The sequence below is a fragment of the Blastococcus saxobsidens genome, assembly GCF_010682065.1.
Taxonomy (GTDB): Bacteria; Actinomycetota; Actinomycetes; order Mycobacteriales; family Geodermatophilaceae; genus Blastococcus; species Blastococcus saxobsidens_B.
The window spans coordinates 17,702-39,184 of record NZ_JAAGWG010000016.1; the positions used below are offsets into that span (position 1 = coordinate 17,702).

The window sequence follows — 21,483 nt, forward strand, 5'->3', positions numbered from 1 at the left end:
GCCGGTTTCTCAGTCGTTAACGGCCCGGGCCGCAGGGTTCCGCGGCATGGCAGCACACAATCAGGTCCTCGCCGCGCTCTACGAGGCCTACAACCGGCACGACGCCGACGCGGCCGCCGAGCTCTATGTGCGGGACGGCACGCACGAGGACGTCGCCGTCGGACGTCCGGCCCGTGGCCGCGAGGCCATCGCCGCCGGACTGCACCGCCTGTTCACCGCCTTCCCCGATGCGCGGTGGACGCCCTCGAAACAGCTCGAGCACGACGGCAGGGCCTTCGGCACGTACCTGCTCACGGGAACCCTCCAGCAGGACATGGGGCCGTTCCCGGCCGGCGGGCAGCGCCTGGAGCTGCGCGGCGTACACGTGCTCGAGACCGACTCGGGGCTGATCCGGCTGTCCCAGGACTTCTGGGACAGCGCCACCTTTCAGCGCCAGATGGCGCCCACCACATCACCCACCACATCACCCGAAGGAGAAACGACGGCATGAGAACCGGTCAGGAATACCTGGAGTCCCTGCGCGACGGTCGGCGCGTTTACGTCGGCGGCGAGCTGATCGAGGACATCACCACGCACCCGAAGACCCGCGGCTACGCGCAGGCCATCGCCGACTACTACGACCTGCACCTAGACCCCAAGCATCAGGACATCACCACCTTCATCGACGAGAACGGCAACCGGCAGTCGATGCACTGGTTCCTGCCGCGGTCGAAGGAAGACGCCGTGCGCCGACGCGAGTACTGCGAGTTCTTGTTCCGGCACTTTAAGGGCGGCATCTTCACCCGGCCGCCAGAGGGCATGAACGTCGTGATGTTCATGCAGGTCGACGACCCGGCGCCGTGGGCGGAGAACTCGCGCTTCAAGGGCAAGCACCGCGACCTGTCGGGCAACATCGAGCGGCAGTGGGAAGAAGTCACATCCAAGGACCACGCCATCACGCCGATGTTCATCGACATCCAGTTCGACCGCGGCCGGGACGACGCGCTGGCCGAGACTCCGATGCTGAAGATCATCGAGGAGAAGGATGAGGGCATCCTGGTCCGCGGCTGGAAGGCCATCGGGACCTCCGTACCCTTTGTGAACCACCTGCTGATCGGCAACTTGTGGCGCCCCGGCCAGACGCCGGAACAGACCGTCTACGCGCTCGTGCCGATCGCGACGCCCGGGATAAGCATCGTCGCCCGCGAGTCGCGTGCCACCCCGGACGCCGACCCGTACGACCGGCCGCTGGCCACCATCGGGGACGAGCTGGACGCGATGGCGTACTTCGACGACGTGCTCATCCCGTGGGAGCAGGTGCAGCACATCGGCAACCCCGACCACGCCAAGTGGTACCCGCAGCGGCAGTTCGACTGGGTGCACCTGGAGACCCAGATCAGGCACACCGTGCACGCGGAGCTGATGGTGGGGCTGGCCCTGCTGATCACCCAGGCGCTGGGCACGGCGAACAATCCGGTCGTGCAGCAGCAGCTGGCCGAGCTGATCCGCTTCCGGGAGACCTGCCGGGCGTTCATGATCGCGGCCGAGGAGACCGGCTTCCACACGCCCGGCGGGCTCTACAAGCCAAACAACATCTTCGCGGACTTCGGCCGCGCCCACTACCTCGAGCACCAGCACGAGATGGTCAACCGACTGATCGACTTCTGTGGTCGCGGCGTGGTCATGCAGCCGACCAGGCGCGAGTTGGACCACCCCTACCTCGGGCCGAAGCTGGAGGAGGCGCTCCGCGGCGCCGAGATCAGCGCGCGTGACCGGATCAAGATCTTCCGGCAGATCAGCGAGCGGTTCCTCACCGAGTGGGGCACCCGGCACGAGATGTTCGAGAAGTTCAACGGCACGCCGCTCTACCTGATCAACCTGCTCACCATGCAGCGCACCGAATATCAGGTGGACGGCCCCTTGACCGAGCTCGCCCGCGAGGTCCTCGACTTCGGCGACACGGCCGAGCTCGGCCACCGAGCGCAGGAGGCGGAGCAGAAGTCGCACTACGCCAGCGTCCGCTTCCAGCCCGAGTACGCCCGCGCGCAGGACGTGCACAAGGGCTACATCGCAGAGGCGCAGAAGCCGACCGAGGAACTGGCCAGCGACGTGTGACCACGCGGTGGGCCGGGCCGGAGGGGCATACCCTCCGGCTCGGCTCACCGCCGGATCACAGACCGATGGCTACTACTGCGACGGGAGGACTCCCCATGCGCGTGAACACAAATCCCGGCGCCCTGCCACGGGTGCCCCGCGCCGTCGCCCTCGGCACATTCGACGGCGTCCACTGCGGACATCGTGGCTTGGTGGCGCGCGCCTACGGCACCGGGCTCGTGCCGACCGTCGTCACTTTCGATCCGCACCCGCGTCGGGTCCTGGGGCGAGCGGTCTCGCTGATCACCACCCTTGACCGCCGCTTCGAACTGCTTGCCGACGCCGGGGCCGCGGACGTGCTCGTAGCCGCCTTCACCGAGGAGGTCGCCCGGATGAGCGCCGAGGACTGGGCCGAGCAGGTGCTGCGGCCGATCGGCACGGAACGTGTGATCGTGGGGGAGGGCTTCCGCTTCGGCGTCCGTGCCGCGGGGGACGCCGATACACTGCGCCGGCTGGGCTTCGCCGTCGACGAGCTGCCGCTGCAGGCGGGTGCCTCGTCCAGCCGCATCCGCGCGCACATTGCCGCCGGGGAGCTGGCCGCCGCCGCCGGGCTGCTCGGCCGCCCGTTTGAGCTGGAGGGTCGGGCGACCATGGCGCCGCAGCCCGGCCGGGTCCACATCTCGCCGGAACCCGGAACCGCAGTGCCCGCGCCCGGCATCTACGCCGGACGAGCTCTCGGCTGGCCCGTTCTCGCCACCGTCGCCGGGGACGGGCCGGTCGAGGTGCGCGTCGCCGCCCCCGTCGCCGTCCGTTGTCCCGTTCTGCTGCGGGTGGAGCTGCCCTGCGACGCAGTGACATCGCCGCCTGGCCCAAGCCGACTCGGTCGTCTCTCGCATCCCTTCGTCTACGGAATGGCGTCGTGATCACAATCTCCGACGGCCGGGATGCCGTGCTGCTCGGCCGGGTCCGCAGCCCTGATGTGGACTTCACGGCGCGGCAACCACCCGCCGGTGCAGCTCCAGACGGCGCAGCCTCCTCAACAATCATGGCGCTGGCGGCCGGAAATGCGGCCGTGACACATCAGGAGATCAGGTGAACGGACAGGAATTGTTCAGTGAGGAGCGGTCGGCCGCGGTGGTCGCGGCGAGCTTCCAAGGCACGCGGGATGAACGCCTACGCCAGGTCATGACCTCGCTGGTGCGGCACGTGCATGCCTTCGTCAAGGACGTGGAGCTGACCGAAGCCGAGTGGGGCAAGGCGATTGCCTTCCTGACCGCCACCGGTCAGCAGTGCGACGGCGTGCGACAGGAGTTCATCCTGCTCTCCGACATCCTCGGCGTCTCGATGCTGGTCGAGACGATGAACCACCGCACCGGCGGCACCTCGACCGAATCCACGGTCCTTGGTCCTTTCCACATGGTGGAGTCCCCGCCGCGTGAACTGGGTGCCAACATCGCTCTGGACGGCAAGGGCGCGCCCTGCCTGATCACCGGGCAGGTCAGCGGGCCTGACGGCGAGCCGCTGGCCGGCGCGCAGGTGGATGTCTGGCAGGCCAACGAGGACGGCTTCTACGACGTCCAGCAACCCGGTATCCAGCCCGAGCGCAACCTGCGAGGCCTATTCACCACCGACGCCGGTGGCGGGTTCTGGTTCCGGTCGATCGTGCCGCGCTACTACCCGATCCCCGCCGACGGGCCGGTGGGAGAACTGCTCGCCGCCACCGGGCGGCACCCCTACCGCCCTGCGCACGTGCACTTCATCGTCACCGCCGCCGGCTACCGGCCGGTCACCACCCACGTGTTCGTCGCCGGGGATCCCTACATCGACTCCGACGCCGTCTTCGGCGTCAAGGACAGCCTGATCCGGGAGTTCCCTGTTGTCGACGCCCCGGCGAGAGCGGCCGAGGTCGGGCTACCCAACCCGTTCCGCACCGTGCACTTCGACGTCACCCTGCTGCGCGAGGAGCAGGCGCCGCTGGCGGCGCAGCCGGCCGAGGTGCAACCGATCCCCGTGCCCGGCGCGCTGGCGTGACCCGGTCCTTCCGCTATTCCGCGCTGCCGATGCGGGTGGTCTTCGGCGCTGGGGCGTTGCTCGGGCTGCCTGCGGAGGTCGAGGCCCTCGGGTTGTCCCGGGTGCTGGTGCTCTGCTCGCCGGAGCAGGAGAAGGTCGGCCGGCAGGTCGCCGCCGCGCTCGGCGAGCGGGCCGCCGGGGTGCTGGCCGAGGCGCGCATGCACGTCCCCGTCGAGGTAGCGACCCGTGCCCGGGACCTCGCCCGCGAGCTCGGCGCCGACGGCTGCGTCGCCGTCGGCGGCGGCTCGGCGATCGGGCTAGGCAAGGCGATCGCGCTGGAGCACGGCCTGCCCGTGGTGGCCGTCCCGACCACCTACGCCGGGTCCGAGATGACCACCATCTGGGGACTCACCGAGTCGGGGGAGAAACGGACCGGCCGCGACGAGCGCGTGCTGCCGCGCAGCGTCCTCTACGACCCCGAGCTCACGACCAGCCTGCCGACGCGGCTGTCGGTCACGAGCGGGATCAACGCGATCGCCCACGCGGTCGAGGGCCTCTACGCCCCGGACGCCTCGCCGATCGTCTCTCTGATGGCCGAGGAGGGGGCACGGGCCCTGGCAGCGGCGCTGCCCGCCATCGTGGCCGACGGCACCGACCTCGAGGCCCGCGCCCAGGCCCAGTACGGCGCCTGGCTGTGCGGCGCGGTGCTGGGCGCAACCACCATGTCGCTGCACCACAAGCTCTGCCACACGCTCGGCGGGACGCTGGACCTGCCGCACGCGGAGACCCACACCGTAGTGCTGCCGTACGCCCTCGCCTACAACCAGCCAGCAGCACCGCAGGCCGTGGCGGCCCTATCCCGCGCGCTCGGCGACGTCCCGGACCCGGCCCGCGCGCTGTGGGAGCTGGCCGGCCGGCTCGGAGCGCCGCGCTCGCTGCGCGAGCTTGGCATGGCCGTCGACGACATCTCCCGCGTCGTGGAGATCGCCCTGGCCAGTCCGTACGCCAACCCTCGGCCGCTGAGCCGGGAGGGCATCGACCGCCTGCTCCGTGCGGCCTGGCGCGGGGACCCACCCGGCGCGGTCGGCGGCACCTCCCGGGTCCTTCCGGGCACGAGCGCCGGCTGACACGTGAGGCGGGGCGGAGGGACGCGCTGCGTGTGCGGAGGAGGGCGTCGATCGCTACAAGGCGAGGGCGCGCGCGATGGCGATCACCAGCCCGGTCGCTGCTCGTACCAGTGGCCGAAGGTGATCAGCAGGAGGTCCGCGGCCTCGTCGGGTTAGTCGTCCAGGGCGGCGCGCAGAAGGGCGTTTTCCACGTCGATGGGGGGTGACTCCGGCGAGGATCGTGGCGGCCGCCTGCCGGTGCTCGGCGACGATTTGGTGACCAGGCGTGCCGTCGGCGGCGAGGTGCGGGATCACGGTGAGGGCCTCCAGCACACCCTGGGCGGCGATGGAGTCGGCCAGCCCGGACAGGTCGCCGAGGTCGTCGCGGATGTTGCGGGGGTGCACGGCCAGTCCCGGGGGTCCAGCCACACCAGCCGGTGTGCCCGGCCGCTGTCCTCGGCCGTTCCGGCGCGTGCGCCGCCGGTGCCGGCCGAGTCGACGTGCTCCTTGTTGCGCTGCTCGATCCCGGCACCTTGAGCGTTCTCGGTCGCGGAAGGCTCGTCGGGCGTGCCCTCCGGGCCGGTGTTCAGGGCGGTGACTGTCGTGGTCGTGGTCATGGCGGGTTCTCCTTCGATGCTCTGCGCGGTGGGGGTGCTGTCGGAGGGCGTGCTGTCGGCGGGGGTGCTGGTGGCGGTCATGTCTTGCTCTCCCCGCTCAGGCGGTGGCGAGGACGCGGGCGCCCACGGCCTGCGTGACCGGTCCGGCGGGCGGGGCGGTTTCCCCATCCCCGGACGGGTTCTCGGGGCCCTCGGCGCCGTCGAGGTGGTCGAGGATGCGGCGGGCGGCGGCGGTCACCGTGGCCGCGGCGGCGCGGACGACGTCGGTGTCCCCGGCCGACCAGGCAGCGACGTAGGGGACGGTGTAGACGCCGGCGTCCAGCCCGGCCCAGGCGGTGACGATGTAGGCGACGGACTCGGCTTCGGCCTCCGCCTCCCCGCGGCAGCCCCGATAGTCGTAGCCCTCGGTGGTGTGCCCGCACTCGATGTGCGCCAGCTCGTGGGCGAGGGTCTTGACCGCCTGCGCGTCGGCGACGTCCGGGCGGACCCGCACGGTTCGGGCGGCCGGGTCGGTGACGCCGTTGGCCTGCCCGCAGGCCTCGCGGGCGAGCGTGTAGCCGTGCGCGGCGACTTGGGCGGCCAGCGCCTCCCACAGGGCGGCAGGGGCGTCACCGGTCAGCAGCTCCGGCACAACGTCGGGCAGCGGATCGCCGTCGGTCTGGGAGATGTCGAAGACGTGCGCGATCCGGAAGCCGCGCAGCACCCGCCCCCCGGCCGGTCGTTCGGTGTCCCTGCCGGCCGGCTCCGCCGCCGTCCCTGTCGCCGTCGTGGCGGCGGGTGAGGCCTGACGGGTGTCCTGCCCGGTGCCGGTGTCGGCTCGGGTGTCCTTGGGGGCGTAAGTGCAGGGGGCCAGGACCGCGAGCCCGGTGGACCCCTTGACCACGCTGCGGCCCAGCGCCCTCCAGGTGCCGAACCCAGCAACCCGGGTGGGGCTGATGCCCAGCCGCGCGGCCTGCAGCTCGATCAGCAGCTGGTTGTTGAGGCTGTAGGTGTGGAACTTCGCGGCGGCATCGAGCATCGCCCGCCACTGCGGGTCGGCGGTGAGCGCGTCGACCTGCTCGCCGATCTGCTCGTGCAGGGCGGCGATCTTCGCTGCCCGCGCGGCGTCGGCGGCTTCTCGCGCCACCTCGCTGAGGTGAGCGCGCCTGCCCCGCTCGCCCTTGCCGGTGCGACTGCTGCTCGTTGTGCTGCTGGTGCTGGTCATCTGGACCCTCCCGAAGATGTAGCCGAAGCCGGTACGGGAGGGACCACGGAATCGGTGTCCTGCCACCCATTCCCCCGGCCCGTCCGGCAAAGAGCTCTGCTCAGGGGCCGGGAGCGACGGCGGGGGACGAGCGGACCAAGACTGCTTCCGCAGCGCAGCGCCCGAAGGGCGGAAGGATCTTGGTCCGGTCGGGAGGAGACGGCGCGGGAGGCCCCTACGCTGAGCTGCCGGACGGGTCGGGGGACCAGCAAGGACAGCCCGCCGCAGGCGGACCTAGACGACGGCGCAGCCGGCGCCGCGCGCAGCGTGGCCCGAAGGGGGCTCCTGGCCTGCCCCAACCGTCGCGGCGCGACGACGCCGGCGGCGGGCCCACCGGATGGCGAGCCCCGGTCACCCGACACGTCGCGGGGGGCCCTGGCAGACCGGTCACGGGCCCTGCCGACTCGCCGTGGACCGAGTGCGGTGTCCAGTGCCATGAGTCGAGCGTGGCCAGGCCGGCGCTTGCCGAGGGCGTCCGTCCGTTTCCTGTGGACAGGAGCCGTTGTCCACAGGGACCGATTGCGCGGGAGCGCCCCGATGCTCACGGCCTTCATCAGCGGACTGGAGGACAACAGGAGGACAACTGGAGGAACCCCAGATCAGCAGCGGACCTCCAGTTCTCCAGCCTCTGTGCAACCACGGGCCCCCGACTGTCCTCGGCCTACCGGAGAACGTGCTGCAGAAGCGCAGGTCGCGAAGGTCGGTCAGGGACAGCGTCGCGGCGGACAACCGGGCATCGGCCGGAGACGAACTGGAGGCGGTCCCCGGGAGACTGCTCATCGGGACGAGGCCGAACCCCAGCCGCAGGACCGGGGCCGTCCACCGGCTGTCCCGGCGCCGACCCCGGCGTCGGCAGATGAAGGGCCTCCATCCCTGAGGTGACGCGCCAGAAGCGGCCGCTACAGGAGAACAACCGGAGACCGTCAGACAAAGCTGGCTGTGAAGTGTCACCACCGGGCCCGAAATGGCGCCTTCTGTGGTGAAGGCACCGCCCACCACCGCCCGGGAGCCAGACATGCCCGACCCCACCGCCGACCACGAGCCCGAGTTGCTCACCATCACCGAGGCCGCGGACGTGCTCCGCGCGCCGGTGGCCACCCTTCGGTACTGGCGACACCTCGGCATCGGCCCGAACAGCTTCCGACTCGGCCGGCGCGTCCTCTACCGCCGCGCCGACCTGCGCACCTGGATCGACGCACAAGCAGACCAGTCCCCGCACCGATAGCCCCGCACCTGCGGACAGCGGCTGGACGGGAGCGGGGCCGCTTTCGGACGCCGGGGACGCGGTGAGGTCGGTGGCCACCACCGGCTGTGGACAGCGAAGGAGCATCCACAGATGCCTACCGGGATAGGCCGGGCCAGCGCCGCAACGTCGACGCTGCCCACACGCACCCAAAGGAGGAGCGATGGGATGGATGGGCCCGGTCGTGGACGGCCAGGAGCATGAAGGTTGGGTGGTGCCGCTGTTCGCCGACGGCGCGCAGGGCGCCGGCACCAGCAGCGCCCGCGGCCGGCTGATCGCCCGCCGGCCCGACGACGGGCCCTGCAACGGCGACCGGGTGCGGCTGACCTACCGCGACGGCTCCACCGCCGAGGGCGTCTGGCAGGACGGCACGATTCTCCGCGGCGACGGGATCGTCCACTCGCACACCAGCGGTCAGGTCCGCCGCGAGGTGATCGACCAGGCGGAGCAGTGGCGCCCGGACGCGGCGGTCGTCGGCTGGGCCGCCGGCTGCACCTGCGGCTGGCGTGGCACCCCCTGGACCCGGGTGCCGGTAGCGGAGCCGGCCGACCCCGCGGCGCGGCGGCTCGCCACCGCCGGTCCGTGGGCCGATCTGGAGGCCGCCGACGAGAACCGGGTGATGACCGAATGGCGCCGGCACATCGCCGGATGGCAATCCCTCGAGGACGTGGAACAGGCCGCCGCCCGGCAGGCCGCCGCCGCCCGCGCGCTGGACGAGGCGGTGCGCGCCGCACTCGCGGCCGGGGCGTCGTGGGCCGACATCGGCCGGGCCGCTGGCATGACCAGCCGGTCGGCCACCGAGCGGTGGTCCACCCGTGACTGACCACGCGCCCCCTCACCCCGGGCGAAGGGGCGACACCCCCGCCGGGCAGCGCACCGTGCTCGTCGTCGACCTCGACGGCGAGCCGCTGGCGCCGCTCCGCGCTCTCGAGGAAATCCTGCTGTGCCTCGGCACCTGGGAGGACGACGACCGGCGGCATCCGGGCACCGACACCGAGCCGCTGCGGTTGCCGCCGCCACTGGCCGACCGGGCCGCCCTTGCCGCCGTGCAGCGCCTGCTCACCGCCCTCGCACCCACCCAGTCCCAGGGATCAGGGTGCGGCCGGCTGCTCGCTCCGGACGGCCGCTACGAGCAGGCGCCGATGACCGCACTGACCCTGCCAACCGCCGACATCGACCTCCTCTCCGCCACCGCCGCCGCCCTCGGCCACCCCCGGCTGAACGCCGACATCGCCGAGCTGGTCGACGCCCACGCCGCACAGCTCGCCGGCGGCTACCGCCGGGCCGACCGCACCAAACTGGTCTCGCTCCTCGCGCGGCTGGCCGGCCTCCTCGACCTCTCCCCCACCGACGACACCCGACTGCTCACCACCCGGCTGCAGGCCGCCCCGCCAGGCGCCGACTGTGTGCTCAGCGACGCCGAGGAAGCCGCCCACGCCCGCACCGCCGACCGCATGAACCACATCTGGGCGCACGGCTCCGGCATCGACCGCTACCTCTACTGAACCCGCGGCCCGCCCTGCGAAGGAGGTTTCGCCGGCGACCGGAACCGGAAGCCATACCGATGACCGCATCGAAGTGGGGCACCAGCCAGTGGACGGCACTGGCGCCCACCGCGCCCGACGGCACGAATCTGACCCCGACCCGCCTGCTGGCCGTGGCGGTCGTCGCAGACCGGCTGCTGTGACGGCGCTCAGGTGAATCTCCCCAGAGCTGCTCACTGAAAGTCCCCACCCGTGGAGCTCCGCCAGAGACGGCGGGGGCTCCTCCGAGGATGGCGGTCTCTGACCACCGCACCACCTCGAAGGAGCCCTGCCTCTCATGCTCACACGGGAGGACGACATCGACGTGCACGCGCTACGTCGCCAGGGCTGGACGATCTCGGCGATCGCCCGGCACCTGGGCCATGACCGCAAGACCATCCGCGCCTACCTGAACGGCCGCCAGGCCGGGGTCCGCGCGCCGGCCGGCCCGGACGAGTTCGCGCCGTTCGTCGACTACTGCCGCGCCCGGCTGACCGAGGACCCGCACCTGTGGGCCATGACCCTGTTCGACGAGGTCACCGGACTGGGCTACGACCGGGCCTACTCCACCTTCACCCGGCAGCTACGCATCCGGAACCTGCGCCCGCCGTGCGAGCCGTGTGCTCCGGCCAAGGGCCGCCCGGTCGCGGTGATCGACCATCCGCCGGGTGAGGAGACGCAGTGGGACTGGGTCGAGCTGCCCGACCCGCCCGCCGCCTGGGCGGCCGCCGGCTACGGGGGCAGGGCGTTCCTGCTGGTCGGGGCGCTGGCGCACTCCGGCCGCTGGCGCGGCGTGCTCTGCCCGTCGATGGAGCAACCGCAGCTGATCGACGCCCTGCACCGGGTCTCGGCCGCACTCGGCGGGCTGACCCGCAGCTGGCGGTTCGACCGGATGGCGACGGTCTGCCACCCGGCGTCGGGGAAGGTGACCGCGTCGTTCGCCGCGGTCGCCAAGCACTACGGCGTCCAGGTCGCGATCTGCCCGCCGCGACGTGGCAACCGCAAGGGCGTGGTGGAGAAGGCCAACCACACCGCCGCCCAGCGGTGGTGGCGCACCCTGCCCGACGACGTCACGCCCGAGGCCGCGCAGGCCTCCCTCGACGAGTTCTGCGCCACCCGCGGCGACGCCCGGCTGCGCACCCTGGCCGGCCGGCGGGGCACCGTCTCCAGCTTCCTCGACGACGAGCGGGTGGCGCCTCTGCCGACGCCGTTCCCCGCGGTGCTCACCGCCGAACGCAAGGTTTCGGCGCAGGCGCTGGTGGCCTACCGCGGCAACAGCTACTCGGTGCCACCGGAGCTGACCGGCACGACGGTGACCGTGACCCACCGCCTCGGCGCCACCAGCATCGACATCGCCACCGGCCCCGCCGACACAAGCAGCGGCCGGCCGCCGACCGTGGTTGCCCGGCACCGGCTGGCCGGCGACGGCGCCGGGGTGATGGTCCGCGATCACGGCCACGTGACCGCCCTGGAGACCGCCGCTCTAGCCGCGTTCTCCACCGCCGCGCCGCACCGGCGCAAGCAGCGCATCCCACCCGGCCCCGCCGCCCGCGCGGCCGCCGACGCCCTCCGCCAGACCACCACGACTACTGCGGCGCCCGCCGCTGGGGACGGCCAGGTCGTGATCGACCTGGCCGCCTACGACCGCGCCGCTCGAGGAAGGAACACCCTCCGATGACCGCTCCCAAGCCGAGCGCACCCGCGCCGCAGACCCCGGCGCAGGCCAGCGTCTACCAGCAGCTGCGCGGCCACCTGGCCACGCTCAAGCTGCACACCGCCGCCGAGCACCTGCCCGCCGTGCTCGACGCCGCCCGCACCGAAGGCCTGGGACTCACCGCGGCTCTGGAGCGGCTGCTGGCCCTCGAGGTCGACGCGACCGAGGCCCGCCGGCTGGCCGGCCGGCTGCGGTTCGCCTCCCTGCCCAGCCCGGCCAGCCTGGACGACTTCGACTATGACGCCGCCCCAGGAGTGGACCGGGCGCTCATCCAGGAGTTGGCCACCTGCCGCTACCTGGAGACCGCCACCAACGTGCTGCTCATCGGCCCGCCCGGAGTCGGCAAGACCCACCTGGCCGTCGGGCTGGCCCGGGCCTCGGCGCAGGCCGGCTACCGCACCTACTTCACCACCGCCGCCGACCTGGCCGCCCGCTGCCACCGCGCCGCGATCGAGGGCCGCTGGGCCACCACCATGCGCTTCTACGCCGGCCCCACCCTGCTCGTCATCGACGAACTGGGCTACCTGCCGCTACCCGGCGAAGCCGCCTCCGCGCTGTTCCAGGTCGTCTCCCAGCGCTACGGCAAGACCTCCATCGTGCTCACCACCAACCGCGGAGTCGCCTCCTGGGGTGAGGTCCTCGGCGACACCACCGTCGCCGCCGCCATGCTTGACCGACTCCTGCACCGCTCGGTCGTGCTCAACCTCGACGGCGACAGCTACCGACTGCGCGACCACCACGCCCGCACCGACACCCTCCGCCGCGCCACCACCGGCACCCGACGACCGCTAACCTGACCCCGCTCCCGGGTGGGGACTTTCGATGAGCACACCTGGGGAGATTCGGCGAGCGCCATCAGCTGTTCCTTCAGCACGTCGGCTCGGCCAGCACGCCACCGGACCCGGCCGCTTTCACTGCCTTGTTCGAGGACGCGTTCGAGGTCCCAGCGCCACGCCTGATCGTTCCGATTCAGCCTCGGCCGGGAGCGCCCGCCCGACCAACTTGTGTGTCGAAGGGCGTCACACTGATCCCGGCGACTGCGCCGCTCCCGTGTCCTGGGCGTCACTGATGATCCCGCGACGGACCTCGGGATCGTACGTAGCGAAGGCGATCGCGGCCTGAACGGCGCCGATGCTCCGCCGATCCAGCCCCGCGGCCACCTCACCCAGATCCACGAGCAGACCGTGGGCGAGGCTGGCGGCCACGCGGAGCGCAGCGATCTCGCCGGCACTGCCAGCCAGCCGCCCGTCCTGCAGCGCCGCGTGGACGCCGGCCCAGTCCAGCTTCGCTACCGGGCCGTCGCCGCAGCAGCCGTCGAGGCAAATCTCGACGGTGATCAGGTCGGCCTGACTCAGCTCGGGCAACCAGTCCCCTGCCATCAGAAGGACCAAGCCGGACTCGGCCCCGTGATCCCCCGCCGCCCCCCGCATCAACGCCTGTTTGATCTCGAACGCACTGAAGCCGGCGGTCGGTGGCTGAGGAATCACGGCGCTTCTCCGTCCGGGCGTGACGCTCGGCGGCCGGCGCTCGACCGCCGCTGACACAACAGAGCCTGTCCCACTCGGCTCTTGCTCAGCGCCGTTCGCCCCGACCTGTGGACGAGGGCCCTCCTCCACAAGCCGTACTTGTGGAGGGCCGGTTCCCTCGACTACGGCGCGACCACGGCGCGGCCCTCAGCAGCTACCCGTAGGCGTTTGCACCCACCACAGAGCCTCGCGCACGCAGACCTCGCCCGCTGCTTCCACTGAGCCGCTTGCCCCCGGCCTCCGGCCTCCGGCCAGGCAACGCGCGCGGCCCCCAGTCCGCCACGAGTCCGCAGAAAGTCCGCAGAAGGTTCATCTTTGCTCGTTGACCCTCAACCAGAGTCAACACTGTTTCTGCTGGTCAATGCCACATTTCGTCAGATCGGCACAGGTCGGGAAGCCGGTTCGAATCATGTCCGGGATGACCACGTGCAGGCGCGAGCCGTCGGGCATCATCGCGTCCACGAACGGGGTCGACATGTCGATACGTCGACCCGAGGTGCGCAACATCCGCTCGACCAGGTCGGCCAGCTCACCGGGCGCCAGGATCGTCGTCGTCAGCTCGCTGCGGCCCCGCCGGGCGATGAACACCCGGCCCGGCTCGTTGACCCAGATCTCCTCGATATCGGGGTCATCGAGGTACCGCTGCAGCGGTCCGAAGCCGGCCACCCGGTCCAGCACGTCGCGGACCACGGACTCGACGTCGCCGATCGGCGGCAGCGCCGAGGTCAGGGAACGCTCGGAGTAGTCGGCGACGACGTCGCGCACGAGCAGCCGCACGGGCCCCGGATCGGTGAACGGGTCCAGCCCACGCCGACGGATCAGCTCGCGGACCTCACCGTCCACGACATCCAGTGCAGTCGGCACGCCCATCCCCCGTCGAGCCCGTTGATCAACCGCCCGGACTGTAAGGAAACGGAACGGTCCGCGGGCCGCCGTTCACGGGTTCTGTGGACATCCGGACGCCACGTCCACCCACGCGGGTGAACGTGGCGCCGGCCGCCCCCGCTACGGCGTTCGGCGGGGCGCCAGCCGGAAGACCGGGAGACGGCGAGCGCCGGCCCGCTGCTGGTAGGCCTCGAACGCCGAGGATCGGCGGACGAATCGGGCGAACGCCGCCTCGTACTCCTCGCCGTCGAGCTCGGTGGCGGTGACCGGCACGGTGCCAACCTCCCCCCGCAGGGTGGCGACCTCGATCTCGGTGTGCGGGTGCGCGCGCAGGTTCACCGCCCACGCCGGATCCTTCTCCGCCCCGGCCGCCGAGGCCACGACCAGCCAGGCGTCGCCGTCCCGCAGGGACATCGCCGGATTCACCCGCGGCTGTCCCGTCCGAGCTCCGAGGGTGTGCAGCAGCACCAGGTGGGTGCCGAAGCCCGCCGAGTCCACCCGCCCGCCGTTGGCGCGGAACTCGGCGATGATGGTGTCGTTGTAGGAGCTCATCAGGACTCCCCCACCGTGATCACTGCCTTGCCGCGCAGACCGCCCGCCTCCCCCAGGGCGTGCACCTCGGCGAGCTGCTCGAGCGGGAACCGGGCGCTGACGTCGAGCTGGAGCGTGCCGGCGTCGACCAGCTCCACCAGGTGCGCGAGCTGAGCGGCGTCGCTGCGGACGAAGACGCTGCTGGCCCGGACCTCCCGTGCCGCGTCGTCCTCCCCCGGGGTGGTGGTGGAGACGACGACGCCGCCGGGCCGGACCAGCCCCGACAGCGCGGCGAGCTCGTCCGGAGTGGTGCCCACCAGGTTGAGCACGGAGTCGACCGGCTCGGTCACCGCCTCGACGACCGGCGCGCGGGTGTAGTCGATCACCTGGTCCGCGCCCGCCGCGGTGACCGCGGCGGTGCTGCGCGGGCTCGCCGTGGCGATCACCGTGGCGCCGAGGTCGGCGGCGAGCTGGACGGCGTAGCCGCCGACCCCTCCACCGGCGCCGTTGACCAGGAACCGCTGCCCCGCCCGGAGGTCGGCGTGCTCGGTCAGCGCCTGCCAGGCGGTGAGGCCGGCCGAGGGCAGCGCCGCGGCGTCGGCGAGCGGGACCGAACGCGGGGCGCCGGTCAGGAGCTCCACGGGTGCGACCACGTACTCGGCCGCCGCTCCCGGCTCGGTCATCGGCAGGAAGGCGACGACGTCCTCACCGACCAGCTCCTCCGGCCCGCCCGGCCCGACCGCGGCGACGGTGCCGGCGAGGTCGAACCCGGGGACGTGCGGCAGCCGCAGCGGGAAGACCTGCTGCAGGTACCCGGCCCGGATGGTGCCGTCGACCGGGTTGAACGAAGTGGCGGCGACCCGGACCAGGGCCTGACCCTCACCCGGGACCGGGCGCGGGAGGTCGGCGAGCTCGAGGACCTCGGGTCCGCCGTAGGACGAGAACGTGATAGCGCGCACGGGGATCTCCTCAGTAGGCGAGCGCGGTCAGGCGCTCAGTGGGGGGTAGTCGGTGTAGCCGTGCTCGTCGCCGCCGTAGAAGGTGGCGGCGTCGGGGTCGTTCAGCGGAGCGCCGCTGCGCACCCGCTCGACGAGGTCGGGGTTGGCCAGCGCCAGCGCACCGACGGTGACGACGTCGGCCAGCCCGTCCTCGACGTCCTGGACGCGGCGCGCGAGGTCGGCCCCCGCACGGTTGACGACCAGCCCACCAGGCCAGAGGTCACGCACGGCGCGCAGCAGCGGCTCGTCGTCGCCCTGCACGACGTGCAGGTAGGCCAGGCCCAGCGGGGCGAGCGCCTCGACCAGTGCCGGGTACACCGCGGCGACGTCGTCCTCGGCGATGTCGTTGAGCGGGTTGCCGGGGGCGATGCGGAAGCCGACCCGATCGGCGCCGATCTCGTCGGCGACCGCGGCCGCCACCTCGACCGGGAACCGGATGCGGCCCTCCACCGAGGCGCCGTAGGCGTCGGTCCGCCGGTTGGCGTTGCTGCTGAGGAACTGGTGCAGCAGGTAGCCGTTGGCGCCGTGCAGCTCGACCCCGTCGGCCCCGGCCTCGACGGCGAGCCGGGCGGCCCGCCGGAAGTCCGCCACCGTCTGCGCCAGGTCCGCGGGCGTCATCTCCCGCGGCACGGCCATCGGCTGCGGGCCGGAGGCGGTGAACATCTGCGCCTGCGCAGCGACGGCCGACGGCGCCACCGGCTGCCGGCCGTGCGGGGTGTTCGACGGGTGGGAGACCCGCCCGACGTGCATCAGCTGGATCACCAGCGTTGAGCCGGCCGCGTGCACGGCGTCGGCGACCGTGCGCCAGGACGCGGCCTGCTCGGCGGTGTGGACGCCGGGCGTGGCCAGGTAGCCCTGCCCGTCCTCGGACGGCTGAGTGCCCTCGGTGATCAGCATCGCCATCGTCGCGCGCTGCGCGTAGTAAGCCGCCGTCAGCTCGGTGACCCGGCCGTCGGCCGTCGCCCGGCTCCGGGTCATCGGCGCCATCGCCAGCCGGTGCGGCAGGGCGATGCTGCCGAGCTTCGCCGGCGACCAGAGCGCCGGATGGTGGGGTGTGCTCGTGGTGGTCATCGTCGTTCCCTCTCTCAGCGTGTTTCGAATTCGAAGAGTAGGCCCGGACGAGGGATGTGTCAAATTCGAAGCAACTCTAGAATGGGGGACATGGCGGACAGCACTGGGCGCGGCGGACCCCCGGCGGAGTTCACGCCGTACTTCGCGCTGCTGGAGGCGAGCGCTCTGGTGCAGCACGGCGTGGAGGCGCAGCTGCGCGAGTCAGGCGACCTGAGCTTCGTGCAGTTCCAGATCCTCGCCATGCTCTCCGAGGACGCCGGCGGCACGCAGACGATGACGGCGATCGCCGACCGGCTCGTGCACAGCCGGAGCGGCCTGACCTACCAGGTGCAGCAGCTGGAGAAGCGGGGCCTGCTCACGCGGGGCCCGTCGGCCGAGGACGAGCGCAGCACCGTCGTCGCGCTGACCGGCTCGGGGACGGCGCTGATCCAGCGCGTGCTGCCCGGACACATGGCCGTCGTGCGGGAGATCCTCCTCGACGCCCTGGACGCCGGGGACGGCGCCGAACTCACCCGGCTGCTGGAGAAGGTGCGCCAGCACATGCGCGCTCGACCACCCCGGTCAGCGACCCGCGCACGCCCACGCGGCTGACCGGATGCCGTCGGTCCCGGCGGCGCTCAGCACCCGAACGTCCGGGCACCCGCCACACCAGCAGGACCACGAGCCCTCTGGAGGACCAGGAGCATGAGCACGCTCATCGTGACCGCCCATCCCGACCCCGACTCGCTCACGCACCACGCCGCTCGACGACTGGGCGAGCTGATCGGCGCCGAGGGGTTCGTTCCCGCCCACCTGGCGCAGGAGGGCTTCGACCCACGGTTCAGCCCGGGCGACCGACGCACGTACCTCACCCGGGGGCAGCCGGACCCCGACGTCGCCGCTGAGCAGAAGCGCATCGACGACGCCGGCCACCTCGTGCTCGTCTTCCCCGTCTACTGGTGGTCGATGCCGGCGCTGCTCAAGGGATGGATCGACCGGGTGTTCATCGCAGGATGGGCCTTCACCTACGACGACGACGACCGCGTCGTTCCGCAACTGAGCCGTGTGACGGCGCACCTGCTACCGATCTCCGGGACTGCCGCGGAGTCGTTCGCGCGGCACGGGTACACGCAGGCCTTCGACACGCAGATCGAGCGCGGTGTTCTCGACTTCTGCGGCGTCCGACGCGGCGTCACCGCCTTCGTCCACGACTCCGAGTCCGGGGACAGGACCAGGGTGGCTCGCGATGTGGAGACCGCGGCCACGACGATCGCCTCAGCGATCACCGGCTCCGCCCACGGTGCCTCCCGGAACCGTCGGGACTAGCGGGGACGCGGTCAGCTCAGGAAGGTGTCCCCGCCCGCGAGCGCGGTGAGCACGACCATCCCGGTGAAGGCGAGCAGCACGATCCCGATCACCACCACGGCGATCAGCCACGTCCGCACGTCGGACGCCGGCTGGGGCCGGGATCGGGCACGGTCGGCCCGCTCGTCGGCCGGCCGCTCACCGCGGGCCGGGCGCTCGTGGAGGCGAGGCCGGCGGACCCTGCTCGGGCCATGGTGGGAGGTGACGCTCATGACGACTCCATGTGCCGGGTCCGCAACGGGCACCGTCCGGCGCCCCGGACCGGGCCCTGGGGGACCCGCTTTCGATCGTGGTCCCGCCGGCCGGGCCGGACCAGAGGCGGACGACCCCGTCCGCCCGCGGCCCGGCTCTCGGCAGCGCTCGGATCAGGCTCGCCTGCACGGCAGCCACCCAGCAGGCGTCGGCAGCCGTACCGCCCGCCGACGAGGGCAGGTCACTGCGGGTAGCCGTCCCCACCGGCGAGCATCGTCAGCGCGATCATCGCGCCGAAGATCACCAGGACCGTGAGGAGGACACCCAGACCGAGCAACCAGCCGCGGTCCTCGGCGCCGCGCTCACGCGCGGGCTGCTCCGCTGCCTGCCGCGGCTGGGCGGCGGGCCGCCTGGCCGGTCGCGCGACCGGACGGGGACGCTGGTGGACGGAGACACTCATGGTCACTCCCTGGGCTGCTCCTCCGGGGCCACCCGGCGCCCGGAGCGGGTCCTCGCTGGGGCCCGGTCCCATGCTCGCGCCGGCGGCCCCGCCCCCAGGAGGCCCGACGGTCACCACTGCGCGGAGGCGGAGGTCCCGGCGGCGGCGGGGACGAGTGCTCCCGGCGACGGGACCCCTGGTGCGCGACGCCTGCAGCGCGCTCGTGCGCACTCGCCCGCGACGCCGTCGACTCCGGGACGAGGGCGATCGCGCCGGCGCCCGGATCCGGCTCGCCTCGGCGGTGGCCACCCAGCAGGCGGCGGCGGGCATACCGTCCGCCGCACGGAGCCGTTCGGGCCCCCCCGATGAGGGGGGGCGCACCACGGGTGGCAAGTCCCCCGAGACAGTCGATGACGAAGAAGTCGAGCGCGAAGTCGATCAAGGAGAAGCGGATCGACCGCAAGGCCAAGACCGACACCACCTCGCAGGCGGAGGCCGTGCTCAACGCCAAGAAGCGCTGACGTCCCGGCCGGGGTGCGGGCAGCGAGCCCGCACCCCGGCCGCCCGGCTCAGCGCAGGACGGCGTCGATGAGGTGCGGCCCGGGCTCGGCCAGCGCCTTCTGCAGCTGCTCGGCCAGCTCCTCCGCCGTCGTCGCCCGGGTGGCCGGCACGCCCATGCCCTGCGCGATCGACACGAAGTCCAGCCCCGGGCCGCCGAGGTCCAGCAACTTGCGGGCCCGCTCGCCGTCGGAGGCCGCGCCGACCTTCTCCAGCTCGTGCTCCAGGATCGCGTACGAGCCGTTGTCGCAGATGATCGTGGTGATGTCGGCCTGCTCGCGGGCGTAGCTCCACAGCGCCGAGATCGTGTACATCGCGCTGCCGTCGGCCTGGATGCCGATGACCGGCCGGTCCGGGCAGGCCACCGCAGCGCCGAGCGCCATCGGCAGCCCGTCGCCGATCGCGCCGCCGGTGAGCGCCAGCCAGTCGTGCCGCGGTCCCGTCGAGGTCATCTCCGTCAGCCCGACGCCGGAGGTCAGCGCCTCGTCGACCACGATCGCGTTCTCCGGCAGCAGCGCGCCCACCACCGCCGCCATCGCGCGCGGGGTCAGCTCTCCGGTGGGCAGCTCCGGGCGCTCGAACTCCGCGACCTCGGGTTCGGCGTCCGGCGCCACGGCCTGCGCCAGCGCCCGCAGCGCGGCGACGCCGTCCTCCCCCGGCCGGCTCAGCACGTGCACCGTGCAGTCCTCCGGCACCGGCTGCCCGGGGGTGCCGGGGTACCCGAAGAAGTGCACCGGCGCGGTGGCGCCGGCCAGGACGAGGTGCTTCGTGCCGGCGAGCGCGGCCATCGCCATCTCCGGCGGGTAGGGCAGCCGGTGCAGGTCGGGCAGCCCGGCGCCGCGCGCGGAACGGGCCGCGAAGGTCTCCGACATCAGTCGCGCACCCGTCCCGGCGGCGACCTGGGCCGCGGCCAGCTGGCCGTCGGCGGTCATCACGTCCCCGCCCAGGAAGAGGACGACGTCCTCGCCGTCGCGCAGCACCGCGGCGACGTCGTCGACGACCGACGGCGCCACGTGCGGCACCGGCCGCACCGGCTGCGCGTCGGCGACCTCCGCGCCGTCCTCCCACGAGACGTCGGCCGGGAGGATCAGCGTGGCGATCCCTCCCGTGGCGATGGCGGCGACCGCCTCGGCCGCGTCGGCGGCGACGTCGGCCGGTGAGAGCGAGCGCCGCACCCAGGTGGAGACGGTGCCGGCGACCGCGTCGATGTCGGACTCCAGCGGCGCGTCCAGCCGCTTGTGCGAGCGCGCGTGGTCACCGACCACGTTGAGCAGCGGGGCCTTGCCGCGGCGGGCGTTGTGCAGGTTGGCCAGGCCGTTGCCCATGCCGGGACCCAGGTGCAGCAGCGTCGCGGCAGGGCGCCCGGCCATCCGCGCGTAGCCGTCGGCGGCACCGGTGGCCACGCCCTCGAACAGCGTGAGCACCCCGCGCATCTCCGGGACGTCGTCCAGCGCGGCGACGAAGTGCATCTCCGACGTGCCGGGGTTGGCGAAGCAGACGTCGACACCCGCGCCGACGAGGGTCCGGATCAGTGCCTGTGCGCCGTTCACGCCTCAGCTCACCGTCAGCACGTCGAAGTGGGTCATCGTGGCCCCGCCGGTGGCGAACCCGGGGACGTCGGCAGCCGCGGCCTGACCCTCCGGGGAGGCGAAGGCCGCGCCCATGGCGGCCTCGGAGTCGAAGTCGAGCTCGGCGACCAGGTAGGGAGCGGGCTGCGAGGGGTCCATCGCGCTGGCGTGTCCGATGGTGAACCGCACGAGCCCGGGCATCTGCCGGGCCAGGGGCGCGTGCACGTCGCGGTAGTGCGCGTCGAAGGCGGCCGGGTCCTCCGGCGGGCCGTAGCTGACGACGAGCCTGTGCACCATGGAGCGCTCCGTTCCGGCGGGTCCGGCGCCCGCCCGGCGACCAGCCAACCGGTCATCGACCGGCCGCGCGACTCCGGCCGGACCAAGGGCTCCTCCGGCTGCGCGAGATCACCCGGAGAAGGGCTGTGGATAACCCCCGCGAAGCAGCTCGACGGCCGAAAACCGTTGTTACGTTCCCGGACACATCGCTCCGCCGGTACCCGGAGCACCCGGACTCTCGATAGGACTCACCATGGCGAACGTCAACGTCACCTACCAGCAGATGGAGGACGCGGCCGGCCGACTGGTCAACGGGCGCACCGAGATCGACGGCATGCTCGGCCAGCTCAAGAGCCTGGTCGACCAGCTCGTCGCCGACGGCTACGTCACCGACGCCTCCAGCCGCAGCTTCCAGTCGTCGTACGACGAGTTCAACACCGGTGCACGGAACATGATCGCTGGCCTCGACGGCATGGCCCAGTACCTGAACCAGGCCGCCGCCACCTTCCGCGACGCCGACACCCAGCTGGCCAGCGCCCTCGGCCGCTGACCTGCCGCACCCGGCG

25 protein-coding genes are annotated in these 21,483 nt (G+C 72.6%); 14 read left to right on the plus strand and 11 right to left on the minus strand.

Annotated elements, in window-relative coordinates; all coding sequences use genetic code 11:
* Nucleotides 1-46: 46 nt before the first annotated feature.
* From GCU60_RS12010 to GCU60_RS12030, 5 genes are all read left to right on the plus strand, one after another.
* Entirely contained in the window at nucleotides 47-490 is a 444-nt protein-coding gene (locus GCU60_RS12010; RefSeq protein ID WP_163205492.1) for a nuclear transport factor 2 family protein, read from the plus strand.
* Complete coding sequence (locus GCU60_RS12015; protein WP_163205494.1) at nucleotides 487-2,094, plus strand: 4-hydroxyphenylacetate 3-hydroxylase family protein; 1,608 nt, start codon at nucleotides 487-489, stop codon at nucleotides 2,092-2,094. The genes GCU60_RS12010 and GCU60_RS12015 overlap by 4 nt, the downstream gene beginning before the upstream one ends.
* Before the next feature lie 131 nt (nucleotides 2,095-2,225).
* Nucleotides 2,226-2,996, plus strand: coding sequence for an FAD synthetase family protein (locus GCU60_RS12020; RefSeq protein ID WP_163205496.1), 771 nt, complete (start codon nucleotides 2,226-2,228; stop codon nucleotides 2,994-2,996).
* A gap of 169 nt (nucleotides 2,997-3,165) precedes the next feature.
* Complete coding sequence (locus GCU60_RS12025) at nucleotides 3,166-4,104, plus strand: intradiol ring-cleavage dioxygenase (RefSeq protein ID WP_345770553.1); 939 nt, start codon at nucleotides 3,166-3,168, stop codon at nucleotides 4,102-4,104.
* Nucleotides 4,101-5,210 carry a maleylacetate reductase gene (locus GCU60_RS12030; RefSeq protein ID WP_345770554.1) on the plus strand — a complete coding sequence of 370 codons (1,110 nt, stop codon included), beginning with the start codon at nucleotides 4,101-4,103 and terminating at the stop codon, nucleotides 5,208-5,210. The genes GCU60_RS12025 and GCU60_RS12030 overlap by 4 nt, the downstream gene beginning before the upstream one ends.
* Nucleotides 5,211-5,500: 290 nt before the next feature.
* On the opposite strand, the gene GCU60_RS12035 is transcribed toward GCU60_RS12030, so the two are convergent.
* Both GCU60_RS12035 and GCU60_RS12040 read right to left on the minus strand, forming a co-directional pair.
* A complete protein-coding gene (locus GCU60_RS12035; RefSeq protein WP_239521085.1) occupies nucleotides 5,501-5,887 on the minus strand; it encodes a hypothetical protein in 387 nt (128 codons plus the stop codon).
* A 16-nt stretch (nucleotides 5,888-5,903) separates the two neighbouring features.
* The gene (locus tag GCU60_RS12040) at nucleotides 5,904-7,010 is read right to left on the minus strand and encodes an ArdC-like ssDNA-binding domain-containing protein (RefSeq protein ID WP_239521087.1); all 1,107 of its coding nucleotides are present in this window, start codon (nucleotides 7,008-7,010) and stop codon (nucleotides 5,904-5,906) included.
* Nucleotides 7,011-8,064: 1,054 nt separating this feature from the next.
* On the opposite strand from GCU60_RS12040, the gene GCU60_RS12045 reads away from it, so the two are divergent.
* The 6 genes from GCU60_RS12045 (at nucleotide 8,065) to istB (ending at nucleotide 12,326) form a co-directional block, all read left to right on the plus strand.
* The gene (locus GCU60_RS12045; protein ID WP_163205498.1) at nucleotides 8,065-8,274 is read left to right on the plus strand and encodes a helix-turn-helix transcriptional regulator; all 210 of its coding nucleotides are present in this window, start codon (nucleotides 8,065-8,067) and stop codon (nucleotides 8,272-8,274) included.
* 181 nt (nucleotides 8,275-8,455) lie between these two features.
* On the plus strand, nucleotides 8,456-9,115 hold the full coding sequence (locus GCU60_RS12050) for a hypothetical protein (RefSeq protein WP_163205500.1): 660 nt from the start codon (nucleotides 8,456-8,458) through the stop codon (nucleotides 9,113-9,115).
* Nucleotides 9,116-9,170: 55 nt separating this feature from the next.
* Nucleotides 9,171-9,797 (plus strand): LuxR family transcriptional regulator, encoded by a 627-nt coding sequence (locus GCU60_RS12055; RefSeq protein WP_345770555.1) that lies wholly within the window; start codon nucleotides 9,171-9,173, stop codon nucleotides 9,795-9,797.
* A gap of 59 nt (nucleotides 9,798-9,856) precedes the next feature.
* A complete protein-coding gene (locus GCU60_RS21050; RefSeq protein WP_275585516.1) occupies nucleotides 9,857-9,979 on the plus strand; it encodes a hypothetical protein in 123 nt (40 codons plus the stop codon).
* Between the two features lie 134 nt (nucleotides 9,980-10,113).
* Nucleotides 10,114-11,493 carry a Mu transposase domain-containing protein gene (locus tag GCU60_RS12060; protein WP_163205504.1) on the plus strand — a complete coding sequence of 460 codons (1,380 nt, stop codon included), beginning with the start codon at nucleotides 10,114-10,116 and terminating at the stop codon, nucleotides 11,491-11,493.
* Nucleotides 11,490-12,326 carry an IS21-like element helper ATPase IstB gene (gene istB, locus GCU60_RS12065; RefSeq protein WP_163205506.1) on the plus strand — a complete coding sequence of 279 codons (837 nt, stop codon included), beginning with the start codon at nucleotides 11,490-11,492 and terminating at the stop codon, nucleotides 12,324-12,326. Before GCU60_RS12060 ends, istB begins: the two co-directional genes overlap by 4 nt.
* A gap of 222 nt (nucleotides 12,327-12,548) precedes the next feature.
* Here the strand turns inward: istB and GCU60_RS12070 are convergent, their stop codons facing one another.
* The 5 genes from GCU60_RS12070 to GCU60_RS12090 all read right to left on the minus strand — a co-directional run bounded on the left by GCU60_RS12070 (nucleotide 12,549) and on the right by GCU60_RS12090 (nucleotide 16,540).
* Nucleotides 12,549-13,016, minus strand: a complete 468-nt coding sequence (locus GCU60_RS12070; RefSeq protein WP_163205508.1) for a hypothetical protein — start codon at nucleotides 13,014-13,016, stop codon at nucleotides 12,549-12,551.
* Nucleotides 13,017-13,394: 378 nt separating this feature from the next.
* On the minus strand, nucleotides 13,395-13,832 hold the full coding sequence (locus GCU60_RS12075) for an ATPase, T2SS/T4P/T4SS family (RefSeq protein WP_239521088.1): 438 nt from the start codon (nucleotides 13,830-13,832) through the stop codon (nucleotides 13,395-13,397).
* 228 nt (nucleotides 13,833-14,060) lie between these two features.
* Nucleotides 14,061-14,492: a nitroreductase/quinone reductase family protein gene (locus GCU60_RS12080; RefSeq protein ID WP_163205510.1), complete on the minus strand. Its 432-nt coding sequence runs from the start codon at nucleotides 14,490-14,492 to the stop codon at nucleotides 14,061-14,063.
* A complete protein-coding gene (locus tag GCU60_RS12085; RefSeq protein ID WP_163205512.1) occupies nucleotides 14,492-15,430 on the minus strand; it encodes a zinc-binding dehydrogenase in 939 nt (312 codons plus the stop codon). Before GCU60_RS12085 ends, GCU60_RS12080 begins: the two co-directional genes overlap by 1 nt.
* A 27-nt stretch (nucleotides 15,431-15,457) precedes the next feature.
* A complete protein-coding gene (locus tag GCU60_RS12090; RefSeq protein WP_163205514.1) occupies nucleotides 15,458-16,540 on the minus strand; it encodes an alkene reductase in 1,083 nt (360 codons plus the stop codon).
* Nucleotides 16,541-16,630: 90 nt separating this feature from the next.
* Here GCU60_RS12090 and GCU60_RS12095 point away from each other — a divergent pair, with 90 nt between their 5' ends.
* A complete protein-coding gene (locus GCU60_RS12095) occupies nucleotides 16,631-17,131 on the plus strand; it encodes a MarR family winged helix-turn-helix transcriptional regulator (protein WP_163205516.1) in 501 nt (166 codons plus the stop codon).
* A 93-nt stretch (nucleotides 17,132-17,224) separates the two neighbouring features.
* The gene (locus GCU60_RS12100; RefSeq protein WP_163205518.1) at nucleotides 17,225-17,845 is read left to right on the plus strand and encodes an NAD(P)H-dependent oxidoreductase; all 621 of its coding nucleotides are present in this window, start codon (nucleotides 17,225-17,227) and stop codon (nucleotides 17,843-17,845) included.
* Nucleotides 17,846-17,856: 11 nt separating this feature from the next.
* On the opposite strand, the gene GCU60_RS12105 is transcribed toward GCU60_RS12100, so the two are convergent.
* The 4 genes from GCU60_RS12105 to GCU60_RS12120 form a co-directional block, all read right to left on the minus strand.
* The gene (locus GCU60_RS12105; protein ID WP_163205520.1) at nucleotides 17,857-18,096 is read right to left on the minus strand and encodes a hypothetical protein; all 240 of its coding nucleotides are present in this window, start codon (nucleotides 18,094-18,096) and stop codon (nucleotides 17,857-17,859) included.
* Nucleotides 18,097-18,317: 221 nt separating this feature from the next.
* Nucleotides 18,318-18,536 carry a hypothetical protein gene (locus tag GCU60_RS12110; RefSeq protein WP_163205522.1) on the minus strand — a complete coding sequence of 73 codons (219 nt, stop codon included), beginning with the start codon at nucleotides 18,534-18,536 and terminating at the stop codon, nucleotides 18,318-18,320.
* A 548-nt stretch (nucleotides 18,537-19,084) separates the two neighbouring features.
* Complete coding sequence (locus GCU60_RS12115; RefSeq protein ID WP_163205524.1) at nucleotides 19,085-20,623, minus strand: acetolactate synthase large subunit; 1,539 nt, start codon at nucleotides 20,621-20,623, stop codon at nucleotides 19,085-19,087.
* A 3-nt stretch (nucleotides 20,624-20,626) separates the two neighbouring features.
* Nucleotides 20,627-20,938 (minus strand): EthD family reductase, encoded by a 312-nt coding sequence (locus GCU60_RS12120; protein ID WP_163205526.1) that lies wholly within the window; start codon nucleotides 20,936-20,938, stop codon nucleotides 20,627-20,629.
* Between the two features lie 232 nt (nucleotides 20,939-21,170).
* On the opposite strand from GCU60_RS12120, the gene GCU60_RS12125 reads away from it, so the two are divergent.
* Nucleotides 21,171-21,467, plus strand: a complete 297-nt coding sequence (locus tag GCU60_RS12125) for a WXG100 family type VII secretion target (RefSeq protein WP_163205528.1) — start codon at nucleotides 21,171-21,173, stop codon at nucleotides 21,465-21,467.
* The last annotated feature ends 16 nt before the right edge of the window (nucleotides 21,468-21,483 follow it).

Excerpts from the sequence above, each read along its gene's own strand:
- GCU60_RS12010 (WP_163205492.1), top strand. The coding sequence starts at position 47 with ATGGCAGCACACAATCAGGTCCTCGCCGCGCTCTACGAGGCCTACAAC.
- GCU60_RS12015 (WP_163205494.1), top strand. The coding sequence starts at position 487 with ATGAGAACCGGTCAGGAATACCTGGAGTCCCTGCGCGACGGTCGGCGC.
- GCU60_RS12035 (WP_239521085.1), bottom strand. The coding sequence starts at position 5,887 with ATGACCGCCACCAGCACCCCCGCCGACAGCACGCCCTCCGACAGCACC.
- GCU60_RS12040 (WP_239521087.1), bottom strand. The coding sequence starts at position 7,010 with ATGACCAGCACCAGCAGCACAACGAGCAGCAGTCGCACCGGCAAGGGC.
- GCU60_RS12045 (WP_163205498.1), top strand. The coding sequence starts at position 8,065 with ATGCCCGACCCCACCGCCGACCACGAGCCCGAGTTGCTCACCATCACC.
- GCU60_RS12050 (WP_163205500.1), top strand. The coding sequence starts at position 8,456 with ATGGGATGGATGGGCCCGGTCGTGGACGGCCAGGAGCATGAAGGTTGG.
- GCU60_RS21050 (WP_275585516.1), top strand. The coding sequence starts at position 9,857 with ATGACCGCATCGAAGTGGGGCACCAGCCAGTGGACGGCACTGGCGCCC.
- GCU60_RS12060 (WP_163205504.1), top strand. The coding sequence starts at position 10,114 with ATGCTCACACGGGAGGACGACATCGACGTGCACGCGCTACGTCGCCAG.
- istB (WP_163205506.1), top strand. The coding sequence starts at position 11,490 with ATGACCGCTCCCAAGCCGAGCGCACCCGCGCCGCAGACCCCGGCGCAG.
- GCU60_RS12080 (WP_163205510.1), bottom strand. The coding sequence starts at position 14,492 with ATGAGCTCCTACAACGACACCATCATCGCCGAGTTCCGCGCCAACGGC.
- GCU60_RS12090 (WP_163205514.1), bottom strand. The coding sequence starts at position 16,540 with ATGACCACCACGAGCACACCCCACCATCCGGCGCTCTGGTCGCCGGCG.
- GCU60_RS12095 (WP_163205516.1), top strand. The coding sequence starts at position 16,631 with ATGGCGGACAGCACTGGGCGCGGCGGACCCCCGGCGGAGTTCACGCCG.
- GCU60_RS12100 (WP_163205518.1), top strand. The coding sequence starts at position 17,225 with ATGAGCACGCTCATCGTGACCGCCCATCCCGACCCCGACTCGCTCACG.
- GCU60_RS12105 (WP_163205520.1), bottom strand. The coding sequence starts at position 18,096 with ATGAGCGTCACCTCCCACCATGGCCCGAGCAGGGTCCGCCGGCCTCGC.
- GCU60_RS12110 (WP_163205522.1), bottom strand. The coding sequence starts at position 18,536 with ATGAGTGTCTCCGTCCACCAGCGTCCCCGTCCGGTCGCGCGACCGGCC.
- GCU60_RS12120 (WP_163205526.1), bottom strand. The coding sequence starts at position 20,938 with ATGGTGCACAGGCTCGTCGTCAGCTACGGCCCGCCGGAGGACCCGGCC.
- GCU60_RS12125 (WP_163205528.1), top strand. The coding sequence starts at position 21,171 with ATGGCGAACGTCAACGTCACCTACCAGCAGATGGAGGACGCGGCCGGC.